The sequence below is a fragment of the Siphonobacter sp. BAB-5405 genome (genome assembly GCF_002872335.1).
Lineage (GTDB): Bacteria > Bacteroidota > Bacteroidia > Cytophagales > Spirosomataceae > Siphonobacter.
Genome location: NZ_NJAG01000052.1, coordinates 14,170 through 27,680 on the forward strand (window position 1 = coordinate 14,170; position 13,511 = coordinate 27,680).

12 protein-coding genes are annotated in these 13,511 nt (G+C 45.4%); 8 read left to right on the forward strand and 4 right to left on the reverse strand.

Going from position 1 to position 13,511, the window contains the following annotated elements; translation table 11 throughout:
* Positions 1-14: 14 nt before the first annotated feature.
* A complete protein-coding gene (locus tag BWI97_RS24725; RefSeq protein ID WP_102203224.1) occupies positions 15-1,121 on the reverse strand; it encodes an efflux RND transporter periplasmic adaptor subunit in 1,107 nt (368 codons plus the stop codon).
* Positions 1,122-1,128: 7 nt separating this feature from the next.
* Complete coding sequence (locus BWI97_RS24730; protein WP_233208018.1) at positions 1,129-2,469, reverse strand: TolC family protein; 1,341 nt, start codon at positions 2,467-2,469, stop codon at positions 1,129-1,131.
* Positions 2,470-2,847: 378 nt separating this feature from the next.
* Here BWI97_RS24730 and BWI97_RS24735 point away from each other — a divergent pair, with 378 nt between their 5' ends.
* From BWI97_RS24735 to BWI97_RS24755, 7 genes are all read left to right on the forward strand, one after another.
* The gene (locus BWI97_RS24735; protein ID WP_094812756.1) at positions 2,848-3,537 is read left to right on the forward strand and encodes a response regulator transcription factor; all 690 of its coding nucleotides are present in this window, start codon (positions 2,848-2,850) and stop codon (positions 3,535-3,537) included.
* Between the two features lie 2 nt (positions 3,538-3,539).
* Positions 3,540-3,995, forward strand: coding sequence for a hypothetical protein (locus BWI97_RS27775; protein ID WP_158242838.1), 456 nt, complete (start codon positions 3,540-3,542; stop codon positions 3,993-3,995).
* Positions 3,928-4,641 carry a histidine kinase dimerization/phospho-acceptor domain-containing protein gene (locus BWI97_RS24740; protein ID WP_158242839.1) on the forward strand — a complete coding sequence of 238 codons (714 nt, stop codon included), beginning with the start codon at positions 3,928-3,930 and terminating at the stop codon, positions 4,639-4,641. The genes BWI97_RS27775 and BWI97_RS24740 overlap by 68 nt, the downstream gene beginning before the upstream one ends.
* Positions 4,629-4,967 carry a sensor histidine kinase KdpD gene (locus tag BWI97_RS24745; RefSeq protein ID WP_102203227.1) on the forward strand — a complete coding sequence of 113 codons (339 nt, stop codon included), beginning with the start codon at positions 4,629-4,631 and terminating at the stop codon, positions 4,965-4,967. Before BWI97_RS24740 ends, BWI97_RS24745 begins: the two co-directional genes overlap by 13 nt.
* An 81-nt stretch (positions 4,968-5,048) precedes the next feature.
* A complete protein-coding gene (locus tag BWI97_RS28610) occupies positions 5,049-6,002 on the forward strand; it encodes a hypothetical protein (protein WP_233208019.1) in 954 nt (317 codons plus the stop codon).
* Positions 5,912-7,165 (forward strand): PQQ-binding-like beta-propeller repeat protein, encoded by a 1,254-nt coding sequence (locus tag BWI97_RS28615; RefSeq protein WP_233208020.1) that lies wholly within the window; start codon positions 5,912-5,914, stop codon positions 7,163-7,165. The genes BWI97_RS28610 and BWI97_RS28615 overlap by 91 nt, the downstream gene beginning before the upstream one ends.
* A gap of 1,382 nt (positions 7,166-8,547) precedes the next feature.
* Positions 8,548-9,450: a replication initiation protein gene (locus BWI97_RS24755; protein ID WP_102203228.1), complete on the forward strand. Its 903-nt coding sequence runs from the start codon at positions 8,548-8,550 to the stop codon at positions 9,448-9,450.
* Between the two features lie 36 nt (positions 9,451-9,486).
* Here BWI97_RS24755 and BWI97_RS24760 read toward each other — a convergent pair whose 3' ends face one another.
* Both BWI97_RS24760 and BWI97_RS24765 read right to left on the reverse strand, forming a co-directional pair.
* A complete protein-coding gene (locus BWI97_RS24760; RefSeq protein WP_102203229.1) occupies positions 9,487-9,846 on the reverse strand; it encodes a hypothetical protein in 360 nt (119 codons plus the stop codon).
* A gap of 127 nt (positions 9,847-9,973) precedes the next feature.
* Entirely contained in the window at positions 9,974-10,630 is a 657-nt protein-coding gene (locus tag BWI97_RS24765; protein WP_094812864.1) for an AAA family ATPase, read from the reverse strand.
* Between the two features lie 1,252 nt (positions 10,631-11,882).
* Between BWI97_RS24765 and BWI97_RS24770 the strand changes: the two genes are divergently transcribed.
* Positions 11,883-13,511 (forward strand): two-component regulator propeller domain-containing protein (locus tag BWI97_RS24770; protein ID WP_304529127.1); only part of this gene is annotated, 1,629 nt, incomplete at its 3' end.

Consider the following 13,511-nt stretch of genomic DNA (forward strand, 5'->3'; position numbering starts at 1 on the left):
GGAGCCCGGCTCCATTAATTATCTAAGGCATTGTAAATCAACAGTTGGTTTTTCGTTACAATGCGGTCGCCCGCCTGCAAGCCACTGTTGAGATAGACCGTATCCCCGATGGTTTTAAAGATGGTCACTTCACGTACAACGGGCTGATTCTGCCGATTGACGACGACAACGAAATTCCGGCTCTTGTCGAATACGAGTGCATTACCGGGAATTGCTATACGTTCCCCCTGTCCCGGATACGAAACAATGACGTTGGCAAACATCTCGGGCTTGAGTTTAAAGTCGGCATTGAGCAGCGTAATTCGCACCTTCATGGTCTTACTATCGGGGTCGAGAACGTTGAAAACCTTATCGATTCGACCTTTGTATACCTGATCCGGATAAGCGATGGTGGTGATCGTTGCTTCGTCGCCTTCATTAATGTTACTCAGGTCGGCTTCGTACACGTTTGCCATCACCCATACCTGATCGAGGTTAGAGATGGTGAACAGCGTTTCGGGATCATCCGACCGCAGTTCCATACCGGAAGCGGCCGTTTTTTCCACGATGAAGCCACTAATCGGAGCCTTTACGATGTAGGAAGCTCCACTCCCACCCATGATGCGGCGGCGTTCGTTGACCCGGTCAACCTCCCCCTTCGCCGCAGACAATTGTCCACGAGCGGCAACGAGGTCTTTCTGGGAAGACAATCCGGCTTGTACCATGTCTTCGGCTACCTGCATATTTTTCTGAGCCAGAGCTAATTGTCCCTGGGCGGCAATCGCTTCCTGATGCAAATCAGCCAGATCGCCCGAACTGATGACCGCCAGCGTTTGTCCTTTTTGTACGTGGGCTCCCAGATCTGCTTTCACGTTTTCAATACGACCGCCCACCAGCGAAAAGACCTTGACTACTTTGTCCTGGTTAAAGGTGACTTTGCCCGTTAACTGCAGTTCGTTGGTAATGGGTTTTAGCCGGGCGGTGTCAATGGTAGCTCCGGCCAGTAAGTTCGAATCAACGGGCGTGGCTTCAGCCGTTTGCGTATCTTTATCCGAGTCGGAATGACAACCGGTCATGCCCAGACTTAGCAGCAGAGCTACGTACAGGCACCATTTAAGTGCGGGAAATGAATTCGTTTTCATGAGTAGTTTATCGACTGAATAGATTTGTTCCGACCGCGTAGCCTAACTCTTCGAGGCTTTGCATCCGGTTGTTCTGGAGTTGACGGTACTGAATCTGACTATTTTTATACGAATCGAAAAAGTCCAGAAACTCGACTACGTCGATATTTTGCTTGCGATAATTCGTGGTTACGCCGTCAATGAGACGCGAAAAGTCTTCGTTAAAGCGAGTATCAAACTGCTGGTACAACTGGTTGGTCTGGAGCACTTTTACATACGCTTTCTGTACTTCGCTCTGCACCTGCAATCGATAAGCGGCGATGCCCTGCTGACTGGCCTGCGTACGAATTTTTGCGGCTTCGATGTTGCCCTGGTTTTTGTTGAAAATGGGTACGGGTAATCCAACGCCCACCCCGACATAATTTGAACCAAAAGCCCCGTTGCGGTCAAAGGTCGCCTGCACGGTCAGATCAGGTTTGGCCAATGCTTTCTGTAGAATCAGATTCTGCTGTTCAAGTTTGGACTGATCAGTATACGCTTTCAGATCGTACCGGTTTTCTTCTGCCCGGTTGTACAAATCATTCAGCGTCAGAGAAGCCGGATTGTAAGCTTCAAGCTCCTGTGTTGTTACTTCAGGCCGTATCACCGTCGCCGGATTCATATTCAGCAGTACGGCCAGTTCAGCCTGATCGTTGGCCAGTTGCAGGATAAGTGACTGTTTTTCCGTCGTCAGATTAAACAGATACGCTTTCAGCCGGGTTAGATCTTTCAGGGGAACGTTCCCTTTTTCGTACTGCTGCTGGTACAGCGTCACCGTCTGCTGAAGCGTCTGAATTTCCTCGTCGTAAATACTAATTGACTGTTGATTAAAGTACAGACTGTAAAACGTACTCCGCAGGTCATACCGCAACGTTCGGATCACATCCTGAAAACGGTCACGAGCAATTTCGGTACTGGTTTGGGCGATGGCTAGCTGTTTGTTGCGTTTACCGGCCAGTAGAAGCAATTGTTGCAACTGTACAATCTGCTCGGAATTACTTTGGCGAAATGGCAGAATAGCCCGTTCTCTACCCGCGGTAGCCGTACCATTATTGTAAGGCATGATTTCGGCGTAAACCGTAGGGTTCGGCCGAAGTTTCGCCTGTATTTCCTGCTTCTGGGACTCGCTGATGCCCAGCTGAGCAATCATCAGGTTTAAGTTCTGCCGGGTAAACTGCTCTTCAGCCTGCGTTAAAGTCAGCTGAAGCGTATCAGTAGGGGCCGCTATCAGCGGTTTGCCTTCCGTAACCTTCGGTTGAGCCTGGGCCTGAAAACCAAGCATAGCCACCAGAAAGGCGATTGGATAAATCAATGACTGACGTACTAACATGGAGTAGTTAAGAAAACGTAATAAATCCGAGGCATTCATCAATTAATTGGGTAAAATCATCCGTTTTACTACCACTGGTAAAACCCTCGTAACAAATGTAAATGCCTAAGATTAGGCCAACATTAAGAGAAGTTAAAGACAGGATTAGAATTCGCTAAAGGTTATATAGTTCTATTTTTAAAGCTTAGGAAAATTGTATCTTTGGCCTATATACGCCTGTTTTTCAGCGTTTTACCAAGTCGTTAAAGATTAATACAGGGCTTTTAGTTAAACCGTAAAACCCCTCGTAGGTGATTAAAAAATTTTAATGTGAGGGTTGACGTAGTAAACTTGACTTTTTCTGAAGGATTTTAATACGCCACCTCGATTGGATTCTGTATGCGGATATTAATTGTAGAAGATGAGTTAAAACTCGCCACTTCGCTTAAACGCGGATTGGACGAATACGGCTTTCAGGCCTCCGTAGCTCTGGATGGAGCTTCCGCGAAGAAAGCTCTGGAACTGGGCGAGATTAATCTGGTCATACTGGATATTAATTTGCCCGACATCAATGGGTACGACCTGTGTCGCTACATTCACGATCGAAACAGCCACATTCCCATCATTATTCTGACCGCCCTGGGTACAATTGAAAACAAACTCACGGGCTTCGACGCCGGAGCCGATGATTATCTGGTCAAACCCTTCGAGTTCAGTGAATTGCTGGCCCGCATTCAGGTAAGCCGCAAGCGTAGTCAGCAATCCAGTACTTCCGCCGCTCACAGCCAGTTGAGCATTGCGGATCTGATACTGGATCTGCGGGAAAAAACGGTAAGCCGGGCCGGTCGCCCTATCAACGTCACCCCCCGCGAAATTGCCCTGTTGGAGTACTTTTTGAGAAATCAGGGAACGGTACTGACCCGAAACGAAATCGCCGAAAACGTCTGGGATATTCCTTTTGACACGGGCACCAACCTGATTGATGTTTACATTAATACCCTACGAAAGAAAATTGACAAGGATTTCACGACGAAACTCATCCATACCCGCAAAGGCATTGGTTACATCATGAAAGAAATGGCCGAATAAACATGCACCTCCGTACCCGCCTGTCCCTTACCTTCGTCGTGGTGGTTTCGCCTGTGCTGCTCCTGTTTCTGGCGAACTTTTACTACTACTTCTCTACCTCGAATCGGGATTACTTTCTGAATATCGTTAAAAACCGGGGGGTGACGATGACGCACCTCATGTCTCGGGGGGAATCGCTGGATCGTTCGCTGTTACGATGGATTGACGAAGGGACCTATACCTCTTTATCCAACCGCCGCGTAGCCATTTTCGATGAACAAAATCAACTCCTGTACGACAGTGGGGAGCTGGATGACAAGGAAATCCAGGAACCTCCCTTTATCGATCACCGAACCGCTGTTACAACAGATTACCAGTCAGAAGGTAGTTTCGATCAGCGATGGCGAACGCATGGGTTACGGTCTATTACTGCACAACTCCAAAGGGCAACGGTACAAAGTAGTTTCGTACGCCATTGATGATTACGGGCAGCAGAAAATGCACGAAATGATTACGGTCTCGGTAGCTACCCTGGTGATTGCCTTTTTGGTGGTTATTGTACTGAGCCAGATTTTCGCCCGCCGCTCCATCAAACCGATCTCGAATATGATCGAAAAAATTGAGCAGATCAAAGTTTCAAATCTGGAATTACGCTTGCCCGTACCGCCCGACGCGGACGATGAGCTGAGTCGACTGGCGGTATCGTTTAATCAGATGCTCGACCGGATTTCCAGTTTCGAAATGCAACGGAGTTTTGTTTCTAACGCATCGCATGAGTTACGAACCCCTTTAACCCTGATTACCAACCAGATTGAAGTTTCCTTAATTAAACCCCGTTCGAGTGAAGAGTATCAGAATTTATTAAAATCGCTTCTGGAAGACATTAATCGCCTGAATGCCTTATCGAATGGATTGCTCGAACTGGCTCAGTTTGACGTGAAGGAAATACAGGTAACCTGGGCAACGGTACAGCTCGACGAAGTGATCTACGAAGCCGTTGCTTCCGTATTGCATAAATATCCGAATTACCGCATCAGTTTTGCAACGGATGCTCAGGACGAAGATGAATCTTTACCCGCCATTGCCATAAGGGTGAAGAATCGCTTTTACAAATGGCCTTTATGAATCTGATTGAAAATGGTTGCAAGTTTTCGTCCGATCATCATACGCAAATTACCGTAAAGCCTCATTCGGACTACGTCGAAGTACTTTTCGAAGATCAGGGTATCGGTATTGCCGAATCGGAGCTTGACTATATTTTCCAGCCCTTTTACCGGGCTACCAATTCGCATGCAATCAAGGGAAACGGGATTGGTTTATCGCTGACCGAGAAGATCATTAAACTACACGGAGGACGGATTACGGTAATCTCTCAACTGGATCAGGGTACCCGTTTTCGGGTGGACTTGCCCTCTTTGCCCGGCCTCGACGAAGCAGCAGCAGAAGTTTAGATCTTTGGTACCGACCTTACTCGTTCCTAAACAATCCGGCGTCCACTCGCCTTATAGCGTATAGGCATCGCCACCTACGTTATGAAATACCTTGCATTGATCGGAGCCTTCGCTCTGTTGGGCTGGAGTTGCACCAGTCCCGATAAACCCTCGGAAGATTGGCCCACGTACGGGGGCAATTACGCCGGTAACCGTTATTCCAAACTCGATCAGATCAATCGTAGTAATGTTTCCAAACTCAAAGTAGCCTGGAGCTACAAGGCCGTTCAGGGTGAAAATCCGTTTGAGATTCAGTGTCAACCCTTAATGATCCATGGCATCCTGTACGGTACCACACCGCTCCTGAAGCTCTTCGCTCTGAAAGCCGATACGGGGGAAGAACTCTGGAAGTTTGACCCTTTCGAAAATCAGATTCCTACCTTCCATCCCATCCGGGGTTTGATGTACTGGCCCGAAGGGAAACGGATTTACTATTCGGCGGGCTCCCGGTTGTTTGCTTTGGATGCCGAGAAAGGCATACTGGTGTCTGAATTTGGCGAGAAGGGTTCCATCGATTTACACGAAGGTGTAGGCGATGGCCTGGACCGGGACGTAAACGCGTTACCGGTTGATGCGACCAGTCCGGGCGTCATTTATAAAGAAACCCTGGTAATGGGTTCGCGGGTAGGTGAAGGTACGGATGCCGCTCCCGGTTATATACGTGGCTTTGACGTTCGTACGGGTAAACTCAAATGGGTTTTCCATACCATTCCTCACCCGGGTGAATACGGCTATGATACCTGGCCTAAAGATGCTTGGAAAAAAAGTGGGGCCGCTAATAATTGGGGAGGATGGTACTGGACGAAAAACGTGGGGTGGTTTATCTCGGTACGGGCTCTCCCTCCAGTGATTTCTACGGGGGTGCTCGGGAAGGAACAAACCTTTTTTCTGACTGTATTCTGGCTCTGGACGCGGAGACGGGGAAACGGCTCTGGCATTTCCAGACGATCCATCACGACTTATGGGATCGCGATATTCCCTGTCCACCAACGCTAACTACCGTAGTTCATCAGTGTAAAAAAGTAGAAGTGGTAGTACAGGCGACGAAAGATGGCCTGGTGTACGTATTGAACCGAGATACGGGAGAATCGTTATTTCCGATTGAAGAACGCCCGGTACCAACCGTAGCCCTCCCCGGTGAAAAGCCCTGGCCTACGCAAAAATACCCGCTGAAACCGGCTCCGCTCACACGACAGTTTTTAACGGAAGCGGATATTACGACGCGTACCCCCGAGGCTCATGCGTTTGTACGAAAGCGTTTTCAGCAAACGCGTTCCGGAAACAAATTCATCCCGCCCAGTAAGGAAGGAACGCTGGTTTTCGGATTGGGAGGTGGAGCCGAATGGGGTGGCACTGCCGCTGACGAGCAGGGTATACTCTATCAAAATGCCAATGAGATGGTTTGGGATGTGCAAATGGAAGAATTTAAACGTCAGAAATCCCAACCGCTCTCGGGCGAAACGCTGTACCTGGATCATTGCTCGATTTGCCACGGTTCCGAACGGAAAGGCAATGGGATCGAATATCCTGACTTACGGAATGTAAAAGCCAAGTATTCGCCTCAACAGGTGATGCAAATATTGCAGACGGGCCGTGGTCGAATGCCTTCGTTTCAGCATGTACCGGAGAAAACGCGTCTGGCCATTGTCCATTTTCTTCTGGGAATTAACAAGCCTATTCCTCCCGATCCTCATGATTCAAAGCCTGCGGTAATTACCGCCGATACACCGCCCCCTTCACCCTATGTGAATACAGGTTGGAAACGCTTTCTCGATCCCGATGGCTATCCGGCTATTACGCCCCCCTGGGGAACCCTGAATGCAATTGATCTCAATACGGGGGAATACCTTTGGAAAGTTCCACTTGGTGAGTTTCCAGAATTGACAAAAAGAGGGTTACCGGTCACGGGAACGGAGAGCTACGGAGGACCTTTGGTTACGGCTGGAGGTTTGGTATTCATAGCCGCTACAAAGGATGAACGCTTCCGGGCTTTCGACAAAAAAACGGGCAAAGTAGTCTGGGAATACCAGCTGCCTGCGGGTGGGTTCGCTACTCCGATGACGTATGCTATGAATGGAAAGCAGTATATTGTATTAGCCGTTGGTGGAGTCAAAAATGGGCATAAGCCAGGCGGTTACTACCTCGCTTTCAGTTTATAATAGCTTTTGTAAGCACTAATTTTAACGTTAAAATTAGCGGTACACTAAACGTTTTAAAAGACGTTTGCTGTACCGCTGATTTTAGTTTCATACATTTCTTCGTTATCCTTCTCCGTAAAACGAAAAAACTGGCGATAGAACCTGTCATTGGCGTTCGAATGGCATACACAATGCAGTCGGTATTTTGAATGTATTGATGAATAGATCCTTTAGAGGCTGGGTTATAACCATCTTATAATCAAAACAATAGACTGAATTTCCTTTCGCCTCATCTTAATAAAATGTAGTTTGGTCGGTCATTATCATTGGAGCAAATCCAGTGTTAAGGTTGAAGTTAAACAGTTGATATTCAATAGGCCTATACTAAATAAAATGTGGTTTGGTCGGTCATTTTTGGACGTACATCAGCCTGATTCTAACCCAGATTTCTTAATAAAATGTAGTTTGGTCGTCCTGTATTTTACTTGAAAATATAGTTTTTAACTATCTGAAAATCAGTATTTTAACTTGTTGATTTTTAAACAAACTGCCTAATAAAATGTAGTTTGGTCGGTGTATCTTCTACGTCTCAAAAACAATCTAGTGGTTTATAAAGATAGCTCATAATCAGACAGTTATTTATTAACAATGATTCTATACTCATCATAACCAATCACTCTGAAGCGAAATGGTTTTTAATAAAATGTAGTTTGGTCGGTGTGTATCTGAAAGATGGAGCGGGAAGTGGCACTTTCAGGCCTTGCACCCCTGCTGACCGGGGATCGGAATTAAAAAATGTAGTTTGGTCGGTGTAACAAAGTAAGATCTTCAGAGCCGACTTCAATAAGAGCCTTTGTGAGGCCTTCAAAGTATTTGACTGGGGTCAGGGTAAATGCTTCCTTTAGAAAATGGCTGAGAGAGGCTGTATTTGCGAGCTGACGATGCTGGGCGGAATGGAGTTAAGTTCGCTTTCTAGGTTAGTCGATAAACTAAAAATTTAGTTCACGGCCTGACTCTCTTTTTTTCTTTGCCACGCTTTTTGATTTTTTGATTTTTATAAAAGCCTTTTTTGATTTCAACCCGTACGAAGCGGGGGCCCTTTTTTCATTCATCAAGAGTTTGTGTTTTTCAATATCTCTTGATAATCTCTTGAAGGGAAAAACTAGCGTTGTAATGAGTTGATTATTAGTATATTATCCTGTGGATAACTTTTAAAAAATGTAGTTTGGTCGGTAAAAACATGGACTTTGGTCGGTATTTTTCATTTAAAAAATGGAGTTTGGTCGGTCAATCCGACTTATAAAAATGTAGTTTGGTTGGTAATAAAATGTATTTGTTCAAACTAGGTACATTATATTCTTTTTTATGCGTTATTTGTTCAGTCATAGCCGATCTCTTAACCCATGAATGCACAGATAGAAATTTATCAGGACAACTTCCTTACACAGGCCCGTTACGAGATGACGGAGACGGAGCGAAATATCCTCTACATGGTTATTGCTCAGGTTCGTCCCGATGATTCACCCATGAAAGTCTATCAGGTTTCCATCAAGGAAATTGCAAAAATCATGGGCAGTGAAGAGATTAAATTTGAAGCGTATAAAAATGCCACAGCCCGCATCGTCACCCGGCTGGTACAGGGTTATTTGCCCAACGGGGATTTCCTGCAGACGACCTTTGCCGCTTCGGCGAAGTACAAAAAAGGGACGGGCATTATCGAAATTGCCCTGTCCCAGGAAATTCGCCCTTTCTATGTTGATCTGAAAGAACGCTTTACAAAAATTCAGTTACAGGCTGCGATAAGTTTGCAGTCGATTTACGCCAAGCGGATTTACGAATTGTTATGCATGTACAAAAACATGAAAAACAAGACCTTTCGGCGTAAACTTGTGGACCTAAAGCTCATGCTGGGGGTGATGGACACGAAAACAGGCAAGGATAAATACCCCGTGTGGACGCAGTTTCAGCGGGATGTACTGGACGTAGCCAGTCGCGAAATCAATGGGCATACGGATTTAACCTTTACATTCACGCCTATTCTGGGGGATCGTCCCGGTCGAGGTCGTAAACCCGTGGAGCAGGTAGAGTTTGAGGTTTCCTATATCACGCCCAATGTCATTGATTTCAGTCCCCTGATGGATCGTCTGATGAACCGTTTCAAGTTGCGACAGGATCAGGCGGAAGAAATCATCGAGTCATTCCCGATTGAAAAGATTAACAAAATTCTTTACGACATTGAGGTGCGTATGGCTAACAACGAAATTAAAAACGTGGGCAGCTACACCGCCAAATCATTTGGGCTGTAGAGTTCACTACAGCCCCTCCCCTACTCGATCCGGGATTTATTCAACGCCGTATTTACGTTTTTCCCGGTCAATTTTCTCCTGTACGGCTTCAATGATCCAGTCCGTGACCGAAATGGAAATCTTACGGGCTCTACCCCGTTGTGGACGGTGATTCCGCAGCTCCTTGATCATATGCGTTTCGCTTTCGGTTAACTCAATCGAAAAGCGTTTGAGTACTTCCGGCACAGGTTCGGCTTTCGCGGGTTTGGACTTGGCTTCTTTACGAGCGGGTTTTTCTTCCAGCTCTTTCTCAACCGGGCGAGTCGTAGAACCTCCCCGATTAATCACCTCCAGAATTTTATCTTCAGGAACCGAATCACTGGAAGCTTTCTTTTTGGGTGCGGACGAAATGGCCATAACGTGAATAGATACAGTGATTTTCTGCCTCAAAAGATACGTTAAAAAAAAGCTTTATTTAACGTTAAATTGAAGGGTAAAAATAGCGTCGATAATACCAGTGAACATTAACGTCAAATAATTTAAACTATCCTTTGACAATCAGAGGATTGATTGCTTCGAATAATTTAGTAATTTCCGTCGTTGCTTTAGGATCTTTCGCCTCCATTTCCACCACACCTAATCCCTGAGAAGCGGCGTTGGAATAAGCTTTTCGATTGATTAACGGCGTGGGTAAATAAGTAAAAACTTCAGAAGCCTGTAAGAGTTCAGCGGCATCGTTATTGTCCGTACCTTTCGGGTCTGCCCGATTCAAAAAGGCGAAGGCAGTTAAAGGAGTTGCCTGAACGGCCCGGATTTCCTGAACCAGTCGTTCGACTTTGTTCAAGGTCCACAAATCGAAACTACGGGGATTGAAGGGTACCAAGTAGACGTCCGAAACAGTCATAGCTGCCCGCTGACTAGTCGTATCCCGACCTCCGGTATCAATTACAATGTGGTCATACTTGGGTACTAGCTTTAAAATCTGACTACGAACCGCCTCTCCCGAGAGCTTGATAGCCGTAAAGCCAATTTCTCCCTGCAGATTCTCTTCCCGCCAGGCCGTAAAATCAGTAGAGGTTTCCTGTTCATCGGCATCTACCAGTAAAACATCGAATCCCTGTTTGGACAGTAAGACCGTAAGATTGGTCGCAATAGTCGTTTTCCCACTTCCACCTTTAATTCCTCCGACGGTAAAAACCATGGTTGTAACGTTTAAATTAGCGTTAAAAAAAGCGTTGGATACTACACTAAAACTGAAGTTGTTTCTGCCGCTCAAAAACAAGCCATTATTAGCTCTGGATTGATCGCTGACTTTGACTCGAAATTCAGAATACCAAAACACGTTATTTTCAAACATAAATCCAAAGCTAATTAAAACTTTATTTTTGAATCTAATTTTAACGTTAAAAATAGAGTTAAAATTGAACTTATTACAGACGCTTAAAATTACGGTTATATTAACGCTCAAAATAAAACATATAAAGCGTTAAAAATAACATTTATAATAAAGGTATAAAGGACGCTATTTTTTACGCTAAAAATAGAGTAAATAATGAATCTGTAATTAACGTGTAAATTAGCTTATAACATATGTAAAAAAGAACGCTGATTTTAACGCTAAAAACATAATCAATATTAAAATATTTGACGTTTATTTTAACGTCAAAATGAAGGCTATGTATTAATAATGCATCCAAATTTTAACGTTAAAATTAACGTTATTTTTGACGTATGTATAGATTGATAAATAGCTGTTAAATAGTTTGTTAGATTAGACTAATATGCTAAAATACATAAATAAATAATTGGACGGGTTTACTTATCGATTTAGAGAATTACATAATTTTTTGTCTTTATTAGCTAAGTCATTCGCTTCAGCAGAGAAATTAGATTTATAGAGATAGAGCCAGTGAACAAAAGACAATCAAGGGTTATGTTGAGTAGTGCGAAAGATAGGAGAGGTGCTTATTACAGATTTATAAAATAATCTATCCAATATTTGTTCTATAATAACCAGTAGAAGTGCAATAACTGATGCCCCTGATAACTGTGAAAGAAATTTGTTTTTTGACAATGACTGTTAGTATAAAATTTAATTTACAAAAATAGCTTATACTACTGCCGCGACGGTATAGGATCAATGATACTTTTAAGTGAACTTTATTCAGTTGTTCTGGCCTGAGAAAGAGGGGTTTGTAAATCAGTCGCCGAGTAATAGTCCGATGCAATGATAAGTTTCGTGAGAACGACCAAAATCAGCTACGAAGGGCAAACTATTATGAATACAGAAAAAGGCAGGATAGGTTAAGTACAAACACGAGAAACGAAGGACGACACTTGCGTAATGCGACCCTTAGTCAGATAAAATAAAATATGATTATTAAATTAAAATATATGAATAAAATTATCTTTGGTAGGACCCGTTGAGCTAAGAAAACGAGTCTGAAAATTCCATGAATGCTCAAACAAGTGCGGGCTGGCTTTGTATCCTCTGCTTATTTTTCCTGATACCTTTTTGTCAGGGGCAAATGACCAAGCCTGCCTTTTCCCATCTCAGTGTTGATGAAGGCTTATCGCAAAGCAGCGTATACGCAATCACCCAGGATCGTAAAGGGTTTATCTGGTTAGGTACCCGCGATGGATTGAATCGCTACGATTCACGGCAGGTGGTCGTCTACAGAAATCAGCCTACGCGGCGAAAGAACTTGCCATCCAATACAATCAATGCTCTTTTGCACGATAGTCAGGGAAGGTTATGGGTAGGCACCAGTAAAGGCTTAGCTCTGTACAAATCTGAAGGAGACGATTTCGAGCGTATTTCAGCCCAGGGTTTGCCGGATTCTACCATCCTAAGTATTACCGAAGATCGGCGACATCGCGTGTGGGCTGGTACGTCGAAAGGCCTTTATCAGCTCGAAGGCCCGAAACCGTATCGACTGAAGCCCTTACGGAACTATACTTATCAGCGTACTGAACCGAGTCACCCCAACACGCGGGCTCTGTTTGAAGACCGTCAGGGTAACCTATGGCTGGGAACGTCGTTGGGATTAACCCAACTGAAAGTCCGTACCAATGGCCAGTTTGATGTACAGGACTACTTCTTACAACCCGCCGATTCCGTCTATCATAACCTCTCGAACGGAATCAATACCATTGCTCAGGATCCGCAGGGGCGTTTGTGGCTGGGTACGGACCGAAAGGGGATCGCCGTATTTGACCCGCGTTTAGGAAGAATTAGTAGCTGGAATCCCGTACCGGGACTGGATCTATCCACGCAAACCATTCGTACCATTCAACCGGACAGAAGCGGACACTTCTGGATTGGTACGTTGTCGGGCTTGTACGTGGTGGCGTCGGATGGAAGCTGGTTCAAAACGCTAACCAATGAACCAACCGACGCGGAATCGCTGAGTGATAATTCGGTTCGATCCATCTTCCGGGATCGCGATGGTTCCATTTGGGTCGGAACCTACTATGGGGGCGTGGATTTCTACAGTCCCTACGCCCGACAATTTGGGTCGTTTGGCCCCTTGGGTGAAACATTTAAAATCGCGGGACCGATACTGCCCTCAATCGACGGACGGCAAATTTGGCTGGGTACGGAAGACCGGGGCGTTATGCTGATCAACGCCAATCGAAGCGTCGCCCGTCATTATCGCCACGACCCCAAAGACCCGAACTCGCTTTCCAATGATAAAGTGAAATGCCTGCTGGCTGAGGGAAATCAGGGGTTATGGATTGGTACGTTGAAGGGACTCAATTACCTGGACTTACGGACGCAGGTGATTACCCGTTTCCTGCACGAACCGAATAATCCTCACTCGTTGCCCAATGATCGCATTTACGATTTGAAACGGGATACTCAGGGCAAACTATGGATTCTGACTAATCTGGGAGGTTTGTGTGCATTCGATCCAAAGAACCGATCATTTGAATCCTACGTACCCCGAGCGGGTCAGCATACCTCCTTGAGTTCAAGAAATGCCACGTGTTTATTACTCGATTATCAGCAGCAACTGTGGGTAGGCACCACCAGCGGTCTGAACCGGAAACTACCCGGACGGGACGCCTTTGTTCGCTAC